The sequence below is a fragment of the Belliella filtrata genome (assembly GCF_022549775.1).
Classification (GTDB): domain Bacteria; phylum Bacteroidota; class Bacteroidia; order Cytophagales; family Cyclobacteriaceae; genus Belliella; species Belliella filtrata.
This window is the reverse complement of the sequence record NZ_JAKZGP010000038.1, coordinates 1-18,116: the sequence shown is the minus strand read 5'-3', so window position 1 is coordinate 18,116 and position 18,116 is coordinate 1. Positions and strand designations below refer to the sequence as shown.

At 38.3% G+C, this 18,116-nt stretch carries 17 protein-coding genes; 5 read left to right on the top strand and 12 right to left on the bottom strand.

Annotation, left to right across the window (positions count from 1 at the left end; all coding sequences use genetic code 11):
• The first annotated feature begins 460 nt into the window (after positions 1 to 460).
• The 4 genes from MM239_RS13780 to MM239_RS13765 all read left to right on the top strand — a co-directional run bounded on the left by MM239_RS13780 (position 461) and on the right by MM239_RS13765 (position 9,760).
• Positions 461 to 3,577, top strand: a complete 3,117-nt coding sequence (locus tag MM239_RS13780) for a SusC/RagA family TonB-linked outer membrane protein (RefSeq protein WP_241348831.1) — start codon at positions 461 to 463, stop codon at positions 3,575 to 3,577.
• A gap of 24 nt (positions 3,578 to 3,601) precedes the next feature.
• A complete protein-coding gene (locus tag MM239_RS13775) occupies positions 3,602 to 5,125 on the top strand; it encodes a RagB/SusD family nutrient uptake outer membrane protein (RefSeq protein WP_241348830.1) in 1,524 nt (507 codons plus the stop codon).
• A 454-nt stretch (positions 5,126 to 5,579) separates the two neighbouring features.
• On the top strand, positions 5,580 to 9,023 hold the full coding sequence (locus MM239_RS13770) for a VCBS repeat-containing protein (RefSeq protein ID WP_241348829.1): 3,444 nt from the start codon (positions 5,580 to 5,582) through the stop codon (positions 9,021 to 9,023).
• A gap of 35 nt (positions 9,024 to 9,058) precedes the next feature.
• A complete protein-coding gene (locus MM239_RS13765; protein WP_241348828.1) occupies positions 9,059 to 9,760 on the top strand; it encodes a Dph6-related ATP pyrophosphatase in 702 nt (233 codons plus the stop codon).
• Between the two features lie 182 nt (positions 9,761 to 9,942).
• Here the strand turns inward: MM239_RS13765 and MM239_RS13760 are convergent, their stop codons facing one another.
• The 12 genes from MM239_RS13760 to MM239_RS13710 all read right to left on the bottom strand — a co-directional run bounded on the left by MM239_RS13760 (position 9,943) and on the right by MM239_RS13710 (position 17,838).
• On the bottom strand, positions 9,943 to 10,347 hold the full coding sequence (locus MM239_RS13760) for a type 1 glutamine amidotransferase family protein (protein ID WP_241348827.1): 405 nt from the start codon (positions 10,345 to 10,347) through the stop codon (positions 9,943 to 9,945).
• A 9-nt stretch (positions 10,348 to 10,356) separates the two neighbouring features.
• Positions 10,357 to 10,542 carry a hypothetical protein gene (locus MM239_RS13755; protein WP_241348826.1) on the bottom strand — a complete coding sequence of 62 codons (186 nt, stop codon included), beginning with the start codon at positions 10,540 to 10,542 and terminating at the stop codon, positions 10,357 to 10,359.
• 429 nt (positions 10,543 to 10,971) lie between these two features.
• Positions 10,972 to 11,376: a type II toxin-antitoxin system VapC family toxin gene (gene vapC / locus MM239_RS13750; protein WP_241348825.1), complete on the bottom strand. Its 405-nt coding sequence runs from the start codon at positions 11,374 to 11,376 to the stop codon at positions 10,972 to 10,974.
• A gap of 1 nt (position 11,377) precedes the next feature.
• A complete protein-coding gene (locus MM239_RS13745) occupies positions 11,378 to 11,569 on the bottom strand; it encodes a type II toxin-antitoxin system VapB family antitoxin (protein ID WP_241348824.1) in 192 nt (63 codons plus the stop codon).
• A 704-nt stretch (positions 11,570 to 12,273) separates the two neighbouring features.
• On the bottom strand, positions 12,274 to 12,555 hold the full coding sequence (locus MM239_RS13740) for a hypothetical protein (protein WP_241348823.1): 282 nt from the start codon (positions 12,553 to 12,555) through the stop codon (positions 12,274 to 12,276).
• A 174-nt stretch (positions 12,556 to 12,729) separates the two neighbouring features.
• Positions 12,730 to 12,861: a hypothetical protein gene (locus tag MM239_RS21005; RefSeq protein WP_262918666.1), complete on the bottom strand. Its 132-nt coding sequence runs from the start codon at positions 12,859 to 12,861 to the stop codon at positions 12,730 to 12,732.
• Positions 12,862 to 13,514: 653 nt separating this feature from the next.
• The gene (locus MM239_RS13735; RefSeq protein ID WP_241348822.1) at positions 13,515 to 13,703 is read right to left on the bottom strand and encodes a hypothetical protein; all 189 of its coding nucleotides are present in this window, start codon (positions 13,701 to 13,703) and stop codon (positions 13,515 to 13,517) included.
• Between the two features lie 717 nt (positions 13,704 to 14,420).
• On the bottom strand, positions 14,421 to 14,612 hold the full coding sequence (locus MM239_RS13730; RefSeq protein ID WP_241348821.1) for an SLC19 family protein: 192 nt from the start codon (positions 14,610 to 14,612) through the stop codon (positions 14,421 to 14,423).
• Positions 14,609 to 14,815: a hypothetical protein gene (locus tag MM239_RS13725; protein ID WP_241348820.1), complete on the bottom strand. Its 207-nt coding sequence runs from the start codon at positions 14,813 to 14,815 to the stop codon at positions 14,609 to 14,611. Before MM239_RS13725 ends, MM239_RS13730 begins: the two co-directional genes overlap by 4 nt.
• An 80-nt stretch (positions 14,816 to 14,895) precedes the next feature.
• Positions 14,896 to 15,108 (bottom strand): hypothetical protein, encoded by a 213-nt coding sequence (locus MM239_RS13720; protein WP_241348819.1) that lies wholly within the window; start codon positions 15,106 to 15,108, stop codon positions 14,896 to 14,898.
• Position 15,109: 1 nt separating this feature from the next.
• Positions 15,110 to 17,302, bottom strand: coding sequence for a peptidase domain-containing ABC transporter (locus MM239_RS13715; RefSeq protein WP_241348818.1), 2,193 nt, complete (start codon positions 17,300 to 17,302; stop codon positions 15,110 to 15,112).
• Complete coding sequence (locus tag MM239_RS13710) at positions 17,299 to 17,838, bottom strand: peroxiredoxin family protein (protein ID WP_241348817.1); 540 nt, start codon at positions 17,836 to 17,838, stop codon at positions 17,299 to 17,301. The genes MM239_RS13715 and MM239_RS13710 overlap by 4 nt, the downstream gene beginning before the upstream one ends.
• On the opposite strand from MM239_RS13710, the gene MM239_RS13705 reads away from it, so the two are divergent.
• On the top strand, positions 17,837 to 17,986 hold the full coding sequence (locus MM239_RS13705) for a hypothetical protein (protein ID WP_241348816.1): 150 nt from the start codon (positions 17,837 to 17,839) through the stop codon (positions 17,984 to 17,986). The two genes, MM239_RS13710 and MM239_RS13705, sit on opposite strands and share 2 nt — an antisense overlap.
• The last annotated feature ends 130 nt before the right edge of the window (positions 17,987 to 18,116 follow it).

The following is an 18,116-nucleotide window of genomic DNA, read 5'->3' as shown; positions in this document are numbered from 1 at the left end:
TTTCACCATCTATATGATCTATGCAAAGAAAAGCATTCAATATAGACCTCTCATCATTTTTGACTTACTGTTTTAAGAAGATTAAGATTTACTTTTCTTAAAGATAGAAAAAATCATTTATTGTAATATTTTTATAAATTAAGTAAATAAAAAAAGATTTTAACACTTTTTCTTCTAAGCGCAATTTTATTACAAATTTTATAAAAGGATTTCGGCAGTAATTTTCTTTATAAATGGCCAAATTTGCTCATATGAACAATGTTGCAACAAAATGCAATCGATTTCTTTTTATTCTCTTAACCGAAATATTTACTCATTTTTTCCTGTTTTCAAGACAAGGATACGATCAGATATCAAATCCTTTTACATAAATTCAAAGTTGTAAATCAAATCAAATACTTAAATAATTACCCAAAAGATTGATGTAAAAAATTTTCATTATTCAAAACCAAATTAACCTATGCAAAAAACAATTTACCCAAAAACCCCCAGCGGATTGGGCAAAAGCATTGCTCTATTAGGCTTGCTCTCATTGTGGTTTTTCTACCAACCAAATGAATCCTTTGCTCAAGCGGGAAATCAACAAATCCAAGTTACAGGGACTGTCAAGGATGGTGATACTGGAGAATCACTTCCTGGTGTAAACGTATTTGTCAAAGGCAGTACTACAGGTACAGCTACAGACATTGATGGTACATTTAACCTAAGTGTACCTTCCTCCAATTCCGTTTTAGTGTTTTCCTTTATTGGCTACACCCAAATCGAGAGAGTAGTAGGAAACACTACAACATTCAACATCTCACTAGAACCAACACAAGAATCACTTTCTGAGGTAGTTGTGGTGGGTTATGGTACACAAAAAAGAGCCACGGTCACCAGTGCCATTACCTCTATTTCTTCGGATCAAATTACCGAACTCCCTGTACCTAACTTAGCATCAGCGATCCAAGGTAGAGCAGCTGGTGTCAATGTCACCAATGCTGGAGCACCAGGCACCAATCCAGTAGTAAGAATCAGAGGTATCGGTACAGTTGGAAATAATGATCCGCTATACGTAATCGATGGTGTACCTGCAGGTGGATTAAACTCCATCAACACAGCAGATATTGAGTCCATCGAAGTATTGAAAGATGCATCAGCTGCTGCGATCTATGGTTCAAGAGCGGCCAATGGTGTTATCTTGGTGACTACCAAAAAAGGTAAGCCAGGAAAAGCAAAAGTAACTGTAGACTCCTATGTAGGTACTCAAAGAGCTTGGAGAACACTCGATCTGCTGGATAGAGATCAATACATTGCCTTTGGTAGAGAATTATTAGGAAATGCTGGAGAGCCAGCTCCTGCCCGATTTGATAACTTAGGAGATTTAGCCGATGTAAACACAGATTGGCAAGGTGAAATGTTCCGTCAAGCAACTATCCAAGATCACAATGTTGGAATTTCGGGTGGTAATGAATCCGTTACTTACAATGTATCAGCAGGATATTTTGGTCAAGAAGGTATCATGAGAGGAACGGATTTCGAACGATTCTCTTTCAGAGCAAATACTGAAATCAAATTAAGTAATAGAGTCAAGGTTGGTCAAACATTGACCATTGCTTACTCCAGTAGAAATGAAGAGCCTTTTGTCGGAGGTAGAACGCAGCTTGAACACATGGTGAAGTCCGTTCCTTACCTGCCGGTGAGAGATGAGAATAGACTAGGTGGATTTAGAGGTCCTGACAGAGTAGATGGATCTGATGCAGAGAACCCAGTTTTGAATGCAGAGCTGAGGACCAACAGACTGCAAGAATACAAAGTTCTTGGAACGGCTTACCTGGATGTAGACATCATAGATGGTCTGAAATACAAATTTTTGGTAGGTACAGATCTAGCCCTTGGAACAAACAATGATTATGTCCCAAGATACAGAGCTGGTGATTTCCATGAGCAGCCATTTGCAGTAATTGGGCAGAATAGGTTCAGCTTTTTCTCGCCGTTGATATCCAATCAGCTTTCTTATTCAAAAACGATAGACAAGCATTCATTTAACATATTAGGTGTTGTAGAGCAGCAAACATTCCTTAGCACATCACTCGGTGGATCTGGTCAAAATTTCCTAACCAATGAAATCCGCGAGCTGCAAGGTGTTCAGAACATGACAGCAACAAGTGATAAACTTGAATATGCTTTGATCTCCTATTTGGCAAGGGTCACCTATGATTATGACCAGAAATATCTATTCAGTGCATCTATTCGTAGAGATGGTGGATCTAGATTTGGGCCAAACTCCAAATGGGGTACTTTCCCGTCAATTTCTGCTGGTTGGAGACTGAGCGAAGAAGGATTCATGCAGAATTTGACGCAGCTCAGTGATTTGAAATTGAGAGCAAGTTATGGTGAAACAGGAAATGACCAGATCGGTAACTACGTGTATCAAGCTACGATCAACAGTAATTTCTTCTACCCATTTGGTGGAACTACAGCTGCTGGTAGTACAATATCTACACTCGCCAACCCAAATTTAAGATGGGAAACTACGATCATGAAAAACATAGGTTTTGATTTAGGCCTGTTCGATGACAGGTTGAACTTCTCTTTTGAGTGGTTTGACAATACCACTGAGGGCATGATCTTGGGTGTTCCAATCCCTCCTTCATTAGGATATGATGGAGCTCCAGTGGCTAACGTAGGAACTGTTTCAAATAGAGGTATAGAGCTTACTTTGGGATATAGAAAATACACTGGAGACTTCCAGTTTGCAGTGGACGGAAACATCGGTTTTGTAAGAAACGAATTGGTTTCTTTAGGCTCTGGAAACACCATATTTGGTCCTGATTTCCAAGGAGACCCTTTGACTTTCACAGAAGCTGGTAGGCCAATTGGCTACTTCTATGGTTGGTTAACTGAATCTATTTTCCAAAGCAATGAGGAAGCGCTTTCTGCTCCGAGACAAAATCTACCAGAAGGTGATGACCCATATAATCCACAAATCCATACAGCTGCTGGTGACATCAGGTTTGCAGATTTAAATGATGATGGTGAAATCAATGCCAATGACAGAACCTATTTAGGTCACTACATGCCTGACTTCACTTATGGTTTGAATTTCTCTGCCAATTACAAAAACTTCGATTTCTCTATGTTCTGGCAAGGGGTTCAGGGAAATGAAATCTTCAACCTACTTAGGTTCCATACTGAAGGGATGACAAGACTATTCAATGCAAGTTCAGTTGTAAATGACAGATGGACACCAAACAATAGGAATACTGATTTCCCAAGAGCCATAAATAGTGATCCAAACAGAAATGCAAGAGCTAGTTCACGATGGATTGAGGACGGATCATTCTTAAGGTTGAAAAACCTAAGCTTTGGTTATACTGTTCCAAGTACTTTTGTAGAACAAATCAGCAAGGGGTCAATCTCAAGAGTGAGAGTTTACGTATCTGGACAAAACCTACTAACCTTCACCAACTATACAGGATATGATCCAGAGATTGCTGCAAGAACAGGTATCAACACAACACTTGGTCAAGGTATTGACTTTGGTCAGTATCCAGCTGCAAGAACCTTTATAGGTGGTCTACAACTTACGTTTTAACCCAAAATACTAAAGAATAAAATAATGAAAATCAGGTTAATAATTACAGGATTATTGCTTTTGATTGGGGTTGTTTCATGTGATGAGGATAAACTGAATCCCATCAACCCAAATCAACTATCAGTAGAAACGTTTTTCGTTTCAGGTCCACAGCTTACAGCTGGTATCAACTCAGCATATGCAGCATTGCAAGGGTTAGATCTTTATATAAGAGAATACTTCTTCTTGCAAGACATGCTCTCAGATGATGTTGCATCTGGAGGTGGTCAATTAGAAGCACATAGAAATCAGATCATCGCAGGGGCCATTGACCCTTCAAACCCATTGATCATCTCGAACTGGAGAGGCTGGTACAGGGTGATTCACCGAGCAAACATTGTATTGGACAATGCTGACAATGTAGCTGAAGAAATCACTGAAAGTTTGAGAAATAGAATCAAAGGAGAAGCATATTTCCTAAGAGGATGGGCATACTATGAGCTTGGATCACTCTGGGGCGGAGTGCCATTGATGACTACTATGGCCACCTCTATCGATAGCGCCACACCAAGATCAACTGAAGAAGAGACCTTTCAACAAGCCATCAGTGACTTGACAGAAGCAGCAAACCTTCTTCCAAACAAAGCCTCTTATGGTAGCGCTGACCTAGGTAGGGCGACCAATGCTGCCGCATTAGCGATGCTTGCAAAAGTACATTTATTCAGAGGAGATTATGCAGCTGCTAGACCAGCTTTACAAGCTGTAATCAGCTCTGGAGAATACAGCTTGATGCCCAGATACCTTTCTAACTTTGAAGAGGAAAATGAACACAATCAAGAATCTGTCTTTGAAGTAATCATGACAAGAGATTTTGGTGATGCTAACGTATGGGACGGAGATGGATCCGGTATTTCTTTCTCTACATTTAGAGGCCAGGAATATAGTCCTACAGCTTGGAAAAACTTAGTCCCTGGCACTTCACTGATCAATGCATTTGAAAGAATCTCAAATGGTGCAACCAAAGATGATCCAAGGTTTTCTTATAACTTCTATCAGCTAGGTGATACCTATAACAATGGAAATAATGTGTTGAATGAAGAAAGTTTTTCGGGAGACTCTTCTAGACCTGCTTGGAGAAAATATACCATGATCTACAAACAAGCAGCTGAAAATATGGCCTCTGGCATCAACTTTAGGGTAATTAGATACGCTGATGTACTTTTGATGATGGCTGAGGTAGAGAATGAAACAGGAAATACCGCGGCTGCTTTGCCATTCCTCAATGCTACCAGACAGAGAGCGGATGTGGATATGCCACTCTACCCTACTGCTCAGTATCCAACTGGTACACAAGCGCAAATGAGGATTGCGATACAGCATGAAAGACAAGTGGAATTCCCTGGTGAGCAAATCAGAAACAGGGATATCAGAAGATGGAGAAGACAAGGTTTCCTTCAGAATGAGCCTGTTCCCAACTTTCGCCCTCACCATGATTTGATGCCATTGCCATTTGCAGAAATTGACAACAATGCTGCATTGTCCAATGATGATCAAAATCCAGGGTATTAATTCATCAAAATATTAATATCTAAAATGAAATTGTAAAAACCCGAAGTTTGTATTTCGGGTTTTTGCAGTTCTATACACTTTAGCTATTTCAGATTTTATTAGGGAAATCGTTTCATAAAAACCCTTCAAGGGTAAAAAATGGAATTAATATCTTTTGACCAAGTTGATTTATAGATTTAGAAAAAGGTTAAACCTTGAAAAGTCCTTTTGCTAAGGGAATGTTAAAAGTAATTTCCTTGCTGAATTTACACTCAAAACCTTCCCTTTTTATAAAAATCCATATCTTACCCCGCTATTAATTATAATACCAAGACGCTAAGACCCAAAGCTCGTGAAAATCTCCAGTAATGAAATAATACAATCGGTAGCTTCTAGTACATACTACTGTATGATCTTTTTTTTGTCCTTTCATTTTTTTACCTCATGTAAAGTAGAGTCAGAGCACGAAGCACCTATGTTCAAGCTACTCAAATCAAGTGAAACTGGTGTAGATTTCAATAACATCATAGATATCAACGACGATTTCAATATCTTAGATTTTGACTATATCTACAATGGTGGTGGTGTTGCTGTGGGAGATTTCAACAATGATGGGCTCCCAGACTTATTTTTCGCAGGCAATCAAGTTTCTAGCAAGCTCTACCTCAATCAAGGAAACTTCCAATTCAAAGATATCAGTGAAATTGCTAACATCAGTACTTCTACTTGGGCAGAAGGTGTCACAATAGTAGATATAAACAATGATGGGCTATTAGACATTTACCTGAGCATTTCCAACCGAGATGAAAGCAACCCAAACCCAAACTTGTTATTTGTCAACCAAGGCACTGATGATGATGGTATCCCAATATTCAAAGAGTCAGCGGCTGAATATGGCATAGATGACAGAGGATACAATACCCAAGCTGCATTCTTTGATTATGATCTGGATGGTCACCTTGACCTCTACATCCTTTCCAATGCCATGGAATCCTTTCAAAGGAATACCTCTAGACCAAGAGAAAAATCAGGAAGAGGCAAGAGTAATGATAAGCTGTACAGAAATAATGGAGACGGAAGCTTTACGAATGTGACGCAAGAAGCTGGGATTATGATAGAAGGCTATGGACTTGGTCTGGCTATCAGTGACATCAATCAGGATGGCTTCCCAGACATCTATGTAGCCAATGACTTTATTACCAATGACCTCCTGTATATCAACAACGGAGATGGCACATTCACAAACCAAATAGACCGAATGCTAAAACACCAAAGCTTCAATGCCATGGGTGTTGATATTGCAGATTTCAACAATGATGGATTGGTTGATATCATGGTTCTGGACATGTTTCCACCAGATAATTATAGGCAAAAAACCATGTTTGCCCCTACTGCAAACTATGACTTGTTCATAAGCAACCTCTCTCGAGGATACGAGCCACAATATGTGCGCAACACCCTACAGCTCAATCAAGGCAATGGAAAATTTAGTGAAATCGGTTTTTTGGCAGGTGTGGCGATGACTGATTGGAGCTGGAGTCCCTTGTTTGCTGACTTTGATAATGACGGATTAAAAGACCTCTTTGTTAGCAATGGCTATGGTAAAGATGTGACAGATATGGATCATATCAACTTTAAGCAAACCTTAAGTACATTTTCTACTCCTGAAGAGAGAAGAGCCTATCTCCTAGAAGGAATGGCAAGTCTTAAAGAAGTTAGTTTGAATAATTACTTCTATCAAAACAAAGGAGACCTAACCTTTACCGATAAGAGTCAAGATTGGGGAATGAATCATGCTTCTATCTCTAACGGGGCGGTATATGTAGACCTTGACAATGATGGGGACTTAGACTTGGTGATCAACAACCTCAATGAAGAGGCCTACATTTACCAAAACCTCCATCAGGAAAAAAAATCCGATTCCGGTAATTTCCTGAAATTTCAAATTACTGGCTCCTCATTAAACACCATGGGACTTGGTTCCAAGCTTTCCTTGAGCTATCAACACCTTGGCAAAACCAAGACCCAATACTACGAACACTACCCTACCCGAGGATACAAGTCCTTTGTCGAACCTATAGCACATTTTGGAATTGACAAAGCGGCTCAGGACATCAAGCTTGATGTAGTTTGGCCTGATGGCAAAATACAACAGCTAAGCAACATAGAACCAAATCAAACCATAAAACTTGATTACAAGAATGCTAATGATGCTAAAAATCCAGATCGACTGAACCATTCTTATACCTTTGAGGAGATTTCAGGTGAGGTTGGAATTGTTCATACACATGCGCATCGCATTTACAATGACTTTAATAGGCAGCGACTGCTACCACACAAGCATTCTGAAAATGGGCCAGGTATGGCTGTAGGTGATATCAATGGTGATGGTCTGGATGACCTATTTGTAGGTGGATCTTCTGGTGAACCCAGGTTTGTTTTTATCCAAGATCAAAAAGGAAATTTCACAAAAAAGGAAATTCTTAGTGAGGAATCAGCCGATGATATGGGTTGCCTGCTCATAGATATCGACCAAGATGGTGACTTAGACCTCTATGTAGTGAGTGGTGGCAGTCGCTTCCCCGAAGATGATGACAACTACGCTGACAGACTCTATCTCAATGATGGCAAGGGTAATTTCAGTAAGTATGAAGCAGACATTCCAAGCACCAACTTCAGCGGGTCTATCGCTACGGCAGCCGACATTGATGGCGATGGGAATTTCGAGATTTTTATTGGAGGAAGGGTGATACCAGGAAAGTATCCCCTAGCGCCACCAGCTGTCTTACTTTCATTTCAAGATGGGAAGTTCATCGATAAAACCAGCCAACTGATTCCTGATATGTCGGAATTAGGAATGATCAGTTCGGCGCTTTGGACCGATTTCGATCAAGATGGATTAATAGACTTGATTATCCTAGGTGAATGGATGCCCATTACCTTTTTCAAACAAGCAAAGCACGAGGATAAAGTGATCTTCGAAAATGTATCTACAACTTATGCCCCGAGTCACTCAGAAGGCTGGTGGAACAGCATTCAGACCTATGGAACAGACTCTAATGGCTATCCGAGATACCTACTCGGTAATGCAGGGAAAAATACACGCTGGGAAGTGAATACTGAAAGGCCATTGGTGCTTATTGCTGATGATTTTGATAATAATGGAAGTATTGATCCCATCATGTTCTCTTATCTAATTGATGGACACTATCCAGTGGATGGCAGGGATAAGCTTGTAAGCCAAGTTCCTTCTTGGAAAAACAGGTTTTTGAAGTATTCAGAATTTGCAAAGTATAACTTAGAAAACTTCTTCGACAAAGAGCAATTGGATAAAGCCCAAGTACTAAAGGCACATCAATTTGAAAGTAGTATTTTGAAAAAAGACGAAAATGGAAAATACCAACTTGCCCCTCTTCCTGTAGAAACTCAACTTGCTCCTAGTTTTGGAACTTATTTTGACCACATACATGACCAAATCTTCATGACAGGAAATTTCTATGGCAATGAATCAGTAAGTGGAAGGCATGATGCCTCCTATGGCAATGTATTGGATGTAAGTTTGGAAGGGAAAAATCTTTCACCTCAAAATAACAGTGGGTTTGAAGTTTCTGGTGAAGGTAGGGCTTTGGTAGGTCTTACAAGAAAAAATGGAGAGACTTTACTTATTGCCAAACAGCATCAAGGTGAATTAAAGGTTTTTAGGAGGAAAGAGAAAAAGGATAGAATAAATCATCTAAAACTAGAGGGTGATGATTTCAAAGTGATTTTTCGCATGGATAATGAGGTAGACAAAGTTCTTGAGCTACCTTATGGAAGCGGCTATCTATCACAAAACAGCAGAAATATAGCGATACCAGAAAACTGCACCGCTATCAGTATCACCAAATTCAACGGTTCTTCTAGAAACCTACTACCCTAAATATTCCTTACCTTTGGTGTCAAGAAATCATCGAAATGAGTAAGATAAAAATATCCATGAGTTGGTCAGGAGGCAAAGACAGTGCTTTTGCCCTCTGGAAACTGATGAATGACCCAAATATTGAAATCGCTAGATTGCATACTACTTTTGGCGAAGAAAGCCGTAGAGTAGGCATGCATGGCATCCATGAATCATTGATAGAAGCCCAAGCAGATGCTATAGGCTTACCCCTTGATAAGCTCTACTACCCTGCTAGTGGTGATAATGTCGCTTATGAAAAAGCCATCAACAAGTACTTGGATGAATTGCAGGAGTCAGGCATAAGCAGCATTGCTTATGGAGACATTTTCCTAGAAGACTTGAAAACCTACAGGGAAGATCAGCTCGCAAAAAGGAGCTTCAAAGCGCTATTTCCTTTGTGGAAAAATAACACAAAACAAACTGCTTACAATTTCATATCCGAAGGATTCAGAACTTTGATCTGTGCAGCTGATGCGGATAAAATAGCTGAAAAATGGGTAGGAAAAACATTTGATCACGATTTTTTAGACAGCTTAACAGATCAAGTTGATCCTTGTGGAGAAAATGGTGAATTTCACACCTTTTGCTACGATGGTCCAATATTCAAAAAACCCATCACCATCACCATGAAAGGGGTTGTCAGTAAGTCCTATCACTTCAAGACAGCTCAAGGCGAAGAAGTCGAGAAGAAATTTTGGTTTGCTGATTTGGGATGATACTTAGGTTATATATGGATTAATTATTTTCAATTTATCTTCTACAACCATTAAGTGCTGTAAATCCTCTGTATATAAAACATCACAATTATTTTCAAAAGCTGAAGCAACTATAAAAGCATCAAAAATTTGAAAATCTCACAACAACTGGTTTTCTACCTACCCTACGCAAACTACATAGCTTAGATCTCTTCTCTCTGCCTCATTTGCAGCAAAAATTCTTGACCGAAAGATAGCTTCTTGGCAGCTGGCGAATCAGGTGCTATTGCACGCCAAAAAGGGGCGATCGACTCAACAGTATCACCAGCTTGAAGTGCTTCATAAGCAGCTTCAGCTACTATCCGCAAAAATATCCCAGTGGTGACAGGACAAGTATGATCAGCCCCATACTCCAATGCCAGATCCTTACGAAGTGTCTTGATATCTACAACTTTACCAATAGGCACTTGTCTCAAGTAATCCGCTATCAATGTAGGTGTAGCAATCAGCATAAGGGATTGCTCTGGCATATCAGTAAAAGCCTTTTCCAGTCGCTTCACTGTAGGTTCCTTACTTACATGAAATTTTTCTATCCAAGTCTTTTTCATAATAGCCTATCAGAAAGATGTACTCGCTATAAGCAATGATCTTGCATGATGAGTTCTTTCCATGAGAATCATTGCAAATAGGGCTTCATCATCCAACTTATCCATTGTAATAACCACTTTTCCTCGGTCTATTTTAGTTTTTACCAATATATCTTCAGCACCTTTGCCTTTCCATACTATGCTATTTTTAGGCATAAGTTTCCTTTTAAAAATCAGCTTCTCTGGAGCATTACTTTCCAACTTGGTCAATGATGCATTAAACGTTAGGGCATGATTTTGATTCCACAAAGTCTTATAAATCCCTCACTCCTTTCCTATTGTGATATCTCCGATGATGATGCCATCATCACCTAGTTCGATAACCTGAATAAGCTCACCTGCCGAATCCATCAAATCAGCATTACCTTTCATATTCATCAACTCTGTGATCTAAATACTGACCGAAAACTCATTATCTCGGTCAACTACTTGGTCAAAGTGATTGAAAAATAGACTTAAGAAAATAATAAGGTATGTTTTCATAGTTTATGTTTTTCTTAATTTACAAAAACACTTTCACAACTCATACAAATCTAGAAAGCAAGCTTAATTTCCAGTATTTATTGAAAAACATCAATACAATTACTATCCATACTGAAAGCATCTTAGTTTAAAATTCTTTGAAATCGGAATAAAATCCCTGTCTAAATGAAAAAGTGTAGCATTAGTATTAATGGCATACCAAACGATCAGACAATCATAGCTCTTTCTTATAGTAATACCTTGTGACCTTAAGACAGAATAAATGTGAGCGGCACCTTCAGCAGCCTCAAAAGGATCGACGTGAATTTGCTTCAATGCTTTCAACTTATCCTTTATCTCTAAAAATTCTTTTGGATATTTAAGCCCTTGTAAAATCTCCTGGAAAATAGGAGGACAAATCACCACTTGATCTCTACTGAGTAATTCCTGAACGGCCCTGATAATCTTTTGGTCTTTTCCTCCAAAAAAATTAATCCATACACTTGTATCTATCAATACATTGTCCATTTCAATCAATCCTCATGGCATCTAAATCTCCAGACCATTTGACTTTACCAGCTAATTCGGACAGTTCTTTCAACTTGATCATTCGGAGAAATTCCTTTAATGCCAAATCGACTGCCTCACGTTTTGTTTTGATACTTGTTTTTTCAAGAATTTCATCAATGACTTTTTGGTCTATCTCTATATTGGTTCTCATCCTTAAACTTTTTTATACACAAAAATATAAAATTTTTTACACACAAATGTTCATATCCTAATAAAATCTCCTTCGAGGAATTTGAGTTATGGTTAGAATATAGGAAATTAAATGTATGATTATATGACCCCATGTCGTTTAGTTCAGGGTAACTTTTCCAAAGTTAAGATTTGTATACAATATTTGTTTTTACTTTTAATCCAACTTTGGAAAAGTTTAAATTCAACTAGTAGTCTTATCTAAACGGTATAGGTATATGAGCTACTAATTTCAATCCTCAGATTTCTGTCTGCTATTATGAAATTGAATAGCTAAAATATAGGAAAGTAAGGGAATAATTACCAAGAGAAAAACGTACCTGTCATATTCAAACTCTATAATGTCTAGCCACAAAATCATCTGAAACATAAAAAAAACTAAATCAATCATTCCTAAAGGCTTGGCTATTTTAACAGTTTTCTCGAATTGATTGAATGGATTCATAACTTTTGATTATTTTTTTCAGAAGGAAAAGGCTTAAACAAATTATCGAAACTTGCATTATTAACAAGTTTCGATAATTATTCATTTCAACTATAACCCCTTCATAAACAGCTAAGGCCAAATCAAGACCCTAGAATAGAAAAAGCCTTTAGAGAATGGTGCTATTCCATTAATTGGGTTAGTACATTTAGCCAGTTCTGATCACAAATATTAAAAACTCATTATTCTAAAGACTCAGACTTCTTTTGCTTAAAAATGATTATTGACATTAAGACAACTAAAATGAACAAAACAATAGCCCCAAAATAGGATTCGTATTTAAAACTAACCAAACCATAAGAGATTAACAACTGAATGGAAAATAACACAAGTGCAATCACACTAAATATTATTTTCAATTTCTTATTTCTTTCCAATTGCTTTGTCTTTTTCATTCCGCTTCTACTTTCTGATAAATCATTTTTGTAGTTTGCATATATAGCATAATTAATTGCTAATGCCATAGAAACTACAGCTAGGATAAGTAACAATTTAAACTCTTCCAAGCTAAGACAAACAAGGACAACTATACCAATTGACTAAAGTATATGAAATATCGCGAAATACTTTTTTTTCATAATCATATTCAAATCATTAAAGACCCGTAAATTCAAATTACAGGTCTCTAAATTAATTGTTTAACAAGCTTCCATTATAGCCAGTGCAGCTGCACCTGTAGTCGATGCAAGAAGGCTACTACCTGCACCATACAAAAATGCTGCACCAAAACCTACAGGATTTGAAAGCGCAAATCCTGCAATCGCAGCCATTGTAATTATTCCAGCTGCACAGCCAACTGCGTTCTTTCCCCACTGACCATCTACATCCTTTCAATACTTAACTCTCTCATAACAAATCTATTTAGTTGATAATGTGTTTAATAGTTCAAGTATAATTTAAGACGAGTGAAATAATCTTTCACCCAATCAATTATTTTTCAAAAAAATATAGCTTTCTGAATCTTTGCAGTACACAATCTCAGTACTTGATGAAAGACGAAGATCATCAATAATTCTATAGACCGTTCGCTTGTGTACTTGATGCCTCTTGACCAAGTCTCCAGCCCCTCCTGTCCTGGCTAAAACTCTACCACCTGACGAAAGTCCAGTAGTTAAACACTTAACACTGTGGTAAAAACCTAAGTTTATCAAGTCTTATCTTTCTTAAAACTTAAAATCAGTGATGTAGAAGAAAATATCATTCCTATTGAAATCAGAATTGCAGTTGATAACAGCACCTTTTCTTTTGTATAAAAAATCCAACTCGTTAACATTAAAACAAATGCCACAAATAATAGTATTATTTTAATTTTTGTAACAAGATTCATATTTGAAAGTTAGTTAAAGTTTAAACCTAACATTTTGGAAAGAGAATGGTATAATCACTCCAGAATACTACCATTCTCAATATGTTTTTTTGTAAATTAGAACAATTTAGTTCCATTACATGATAAGACACTCAAATAACTTGCTCCGAAGCCTATACTCGCTAGTGCTATCATTCCGAGACCGCCAGTTGCAAGGGCTAAACCTAACGCACCGACTATCATTCCTGTAGTTGCTAAAGCATTGTCATAATTACTACATTGATTTCCCCCACTCACCATTTCCATCCTTTCAATACTTAAATCTCTTATAACAAATTTAATTTATTTGGTTGAAAATTTATTTAACAATACAAGTATAATTTGGTACTGGTGAAATAATCTTTCACCGAATCAACTTTTTTCGATAAAAACATAACTTTTTTCATCTTTACAATAGCAGATATCCCTACTAATTGCCAATCTTAAATCATCAATCATCAAGTACACCATTCTTTCTTTGAGGCCGAGACTTAGGGGATCTAAAAAGTACCCTCTTTAAATTGAGATGATGCCTCAGCCCATCTATATAAATATTGATTCCGCCTATTGGCTTTAGCAGAATATTATTTCTAAGAAATTTAAGATAAAAGGGTTTCGCCTAGATAGGAATGGTTAAATCAGTCTATAGTGATTAGAAATCTCCCAATTTGTGAATTGCAATTTATAAAATGGCCAAAACAAAAGAAATGAGATATGTGATCTAAAAAGTAAAATTCTCAATGGAATTCACCCTTGCTTCTTTTGTCTTTTTTCCATGATTAACTCAACCAAGCTCATGGTTATAAGTGCTGGAAAAATAAAATATAAGGCTAAAGTTCTGTCGTAGAAGAAAAGACCTAGACCAATAGAGCTTACGATTAATCTAGGTATGAATTTAATATAGCTGTTTTTGTACATAATTTTTCATTTAATACCACTAAGGTATTAATTTGACCTTAGTGGTATGCTGGGTATAAATCAGTTCTACGCTGGTCCATTGAAACAACCCACGACAGCTAAACCACCAATTGCTAGCTCACCCCACACTTTACCTCCAATAGGAACAAATCCTAAACCTAAACCAACAATAGCTGCACCATCACAGAATCCATTCCAAAAAGATTTATTAAAGCCTCCTTGGACATCCTCTAATTCATTTTTTCTTAACACTTTCATGACTTATATGGATTCATTGCACATGCTAAACCAATAGTAGTACCAAAATAAGTTCCTAGACCACCTGCTACTAAAAAACCTACACCACCAGTAGCAATACCTATACTCAGCACCGCTACACCAGCTGCAAGTGCCATTCCACCTCCATAACACACACCCTGACCATTAATGGATTCCATCTGTTCAATACTTAACTCTCTCATAACAAATTTAATTTATTTGGTTGAAAATTTATTTAACTATAACACAATTTTAATCTCAACCCACTGCAATTTCCTTGCAGTCAATCATTTTTTTCAGTAAAAACATAACTTTTTTTCTCTTTACTATAGCAAATTTCACGATTCATAGCCAACCGTAAATCATCCAATATATTGTACACCATTCTTTCTTTGAGGCCAAGGCTTTTTGCCAGCTCCTTTGGTCCACCCGTCTTCTTTTTCTCGATCAACTCTATCAGGAGTTTCGTCCGTTCGTAATACTTCAATCCTGCCATCTTATCTCCAGTTTGGTTCCAACATATTTTGATAGGCTCTACTTAGTAGATTATCCGATTGCAGTAGTTCACCCGCTGTGCCATAAGCAGATATTTGACCTTGCTCCAAGATCATTACCTTGTCCATACTCGCTGCCAAGGTTGGCTGATGCGTGATCAGCAAAAGGGATGCTCCCGTGTTACTCACATAATCTCGCACAAGTGCCTGAACTTTCCGCTCTGTCCCGTAATCTATCGCCGTTGTGGCTTCGTCTAGGATCAGAATCTTTGGTTTTCTGACCATAGCCCTAGCCAGACCCACGAGTTGTCGCTGCCCGCCAGAGAGATTTCTGCCGTCTTCTCCACAGAGTGTCAATACTCCCTGTGGCAATCCTGCAAACATATCCCACCAACCCAATTCTTGAAGCAGTCTTGCTGTAGCTTCCAGCTCCTCCTGGGTATTGCTCAAAGCTATATTATCCAAAACAGAACTGTTGAATAGTTTCTCTTTTTGGTTTACTACCCCCAACTGATCCCGCCAAAGCTTTAAGCTGACTTCCCCAACTTCCATAAACGGCATTTGGACAGTCCCTTGCTCTGGAATATAAAAGCGCTGTATCAAATCCACCAGTGTACTCTTCCCTGTACCTACCGGGGCAAACAGAGCTGTGGCCTGACCTGCATGCAACTCAAAACTCACCCCTTTCAGGATTGGACTTCTCCCAGGATAGCGGAAGACCACTTGATCGACTGCCAAAAGACATTCTGGATTGATAGTTTTAGAATTGCTCTCCGATATCGTTTGATCTTCTTCTTTCAATCCTGCAATCTCATGCATCCTGTCAAATGCCACTTTGGCTTCCTGAAACTGTATATTGGCTACGACCAATCCCGCTACAGCTGGAATGATCGAACTCCCTACCTGAATCAATGCCATCAGCTCTCCCAATTGCAGGTTTTCCTGAAAAACCAAATAAACACCCAATCCAAAAAGTAAACTCATGAACACAGCCACAATGACCTGTGTAAAAAAGGAAAAGTTATTGCCCAAAATAGCCAAATCATATCCCTTGGTTTGGTAATGGGTATAAACCTGATCGATTCGTTGGCGAAACACATCTTCTCTGCCATAGGATCTAAGTACCTGAACCCCTGTCAGACTATCGATGTATTGTGTCTCATTCAGCGCATGGGCTGCCATGACTTCCTTTTGTTTGGCAATGATAGGACGGTGATACCTCCACCCCACAAATAAAAAAGCCAAAGAACCCGCCACACAAAGCCATCCAATAATGATGGATTGATAAAATACAAAGGCCAATGACACCACCACGACCAATAGATTGATAATTACTGTTCCTGTAATCAGGGAAACGGTATTTTTGATGCGCAACGAGTCGTTCATCCTTGCAATCAAATCACCTGTACTAAAACCCTTGAAGTACTTCATCGGCAGATGCAAAATCTTTCCGATAAAGGATGATACAATCCGGATATTCAGATCCCTACCCTGTCTTGCCATAAAGACACCTTGGAAATAACCCAACAGTGACCTGAACAGCAAAAGAACCCCCAAAGCCACTACGCCCAAAATGGCTTTGTCATAAGTTTGGTTGGGAAGAAAGTCATCTATCAGTTTTTGGGAAAAAATAGCTGTAGAAAGTCCCGTAATCGCCATCAAAGTCCCCAAAACAGTTGCAACCAATAGAATTGGAATATCTTCTGCAATCAGGGATTTGAACCAATCCATTTTGGAGTTGGATTGGATTTTTTGGGTCTGAAACTTTTCTGTAGGATTTACCTGAAGCAAAATACTAGATTTCCAAATGTCTATCAGCTCTGCTTCATCCATCGAAACAATCCCCACTCCGGGATCACTCAGCCAAAACCTTTCTCCATCAAAGCCAAAACACACTATATAATGCTCTCTTACCTTGTCCATGACCACATGTAGAATCACTGGAGATTCCTGTTCTTTCAGGTGTATAATTTCTGCTTCAAAGCCTTTTGCCTCCAATCCAATCTCAGCGGCGGCTTGGATCAAACCAAGGAGTGTAGTTCCTGACATGGTTGTCCCGCTTACATCACGAAGCTTTTCCTGGGTGACTTCTCCACCATGATATTTGGAGATGGTACTCAGGCAAGCCAAACCACAGGCATATTCCCCCAATTGGCTTACATGAAACTTCTTTAGTTTGGATATCGCTACTTTCATTTCTCCCCCTCCTTTCTGTTCAAAAGCTTATCCAGTAGGATATCCAATTTCACAGGTCCTTGATAGTTGGCAATTAGTTCCCCTTTGGAATCGTAGCAAAAAACACTTGGTACAGATTTGACCCCGAGGTAAGCGGAAAGATGCATTTCCTCATCCAATGCTACTTTTATATTTGATTCGGAGACAAATGGATATTCATCCATAAACCCTTCCAACTCTTCCCTTTCTTGAAAACTTGCCAAAAGTACATTGATTCGCCCAAATTCGTCAATCCTTTCGTTAAGCGCATTGAGTTCTATCTTGCACATGTCACAGGTAGAATTGAAATAAATGATAAGCAATAGACTTCCAGCTGCAAAATCACTGGTTAAGAATGGCTCTTCATCGAAAGATTTTAGCCAAATATCAGGGACAATTTGAATCTGTTCTTTTATCTGTGCTATATTTTCTGATTTCTTCTGATACTTCCAAGCAAAAAGACCCAACATGCCCAGCATCCCAACGACTATAAACAACAAAACTATTTTCCTTAACATGGCTTATGTAAAGTTTAAGGTTAAAAACAAGATCAAAATCAACCAAAAGCTGATAGAAAACAGATATGAACCCAATACGATCTTGGAACTCTCGGATTTCCTGATTTCTACTTCTTGGCTGAGAAAGTACACCAGCAGAAAACAGTAAATACCTTAAATCCGCAAGTGAATAATTAAAAAAGCCAAAAAAGTGGCTGAATTAATTGTATTCAGGCTTTTTTGGCTCGTTTTTTTTCACTTATTTAGGTGTTACCACACATCCTTAATAAGATTTATGA

Coding starts and splice junctions, on each gene's coding strand:
- MM239_RS13775 (WP_241348830.1), top strand. CDS start 3,602: ATGAAAATCAGGTTAATAATTACAGGATTATTGCTTTTGATTGGGGTT.
- MM239_RS13760 (WP_241348827.1), bottom strand. CDS start 10,347: ATGAAAAAGACTTGGATAGAAAAATTTCATGTAAGTAAGGAACCTACA.
- MM239_RS13740 (WP_241348823.1), bottom strand. CDS start 12,555: ATGGCATTAGCAATTAATTATGCTATATATGCAAACTACAAAAATGAT.
- MM239_RS13780 (WP_241348831.1), top strand. CDS start 461: ATGCAAAAAACAATTTACCCAAAAACCCCCAGCGGATTGGGCAAAAGC.
- MM239_RS13705 (WP_241348816.1), top strand. CDS start 17,837: ATGGCTTATGTAAAGTTTAAGGTTAAAAACAAGATCAAAATCAACCAA.
- MM239_RS13735 (WP_241348822.1), bottom strand. CDS start 13,703: ATGGAAATGGTGAGTGGGGGAAATCAATGTAGTAATTATGACAATGCT.
- MM239_RS13725 (WP_241348820.1), bottom strand. CDS start 14,815: ATGAGAGAGTTAAGTATTGAACAGATGGAATCCATTAATGGTCAGGGT.
- MM239_RS13720 (WP_241348819.1), bottom strand. CDS start 15,108: ATGGCAGGATTGAAGTATTACGAACGGACGAAACTCCTGATAGAGTTG.
- MM239_RS13765 (WP_241348828.1), top strand. CDS start 9,059: ATGAGTAAGATAAAAATATCCATGAGTTGGTCAGGAGGCAAAGACAGT.
- MM239_RS13745 (WP_241348824.1), bottom strand. CDS start 11,569: ATGAGAACCAATATAGAGATAGACCAAAAAGTCATTGATGAAATTCTT.
- vapC (WP_241348825.1), bottom strand. CDS start 11,376: ATGGACAATGTATTGATAGATACAAGTGTATGGATTAATTTTTTTGGA.
- MM239_RS13710 (WP_241348817.1), bottom strand. CDS start 17,838: ATGTTAAGGAAAATAGTTTTGTTGTTTATAGTCGTTGGGATGCTGGGC.
- MM239_RS13730 (WP_241348821.1), bottom strand. CDS start 14,612: ATGAAAGTGTTAAGAAAAAATGAATTAGAGGATGTCCAAGGAGGCTTT.
- MM239_RS21005 (WP_262918666.1), bottom strand. CDS start 12,861: ATGGCTGCGATTGCAGGATTTGCGCTTTCAAATCCTGTAGGTTTTGGT.
- MM239_RS13715 (WP_241348818.1), bottom strand. CDS start 17,302: ATGAAAGTAGCGATATCCAAACTAAAGAAGTTTCATGTAAGCCAATTG.
- MM239_RS13770 (WP_241348829.1), top strand. CDS start 5,580: ATGTTCAAGCTACTCAAATCAAGTGAAACTGGTGTAGATTTCAATAAC.
- MM239_RS13755 (WP_241348826.1), bottom strand. CDS start 10,542: ATGCCTAAAAATAGCATAGTATGGAAAGGCAAAGGTGCTGAAGATATA.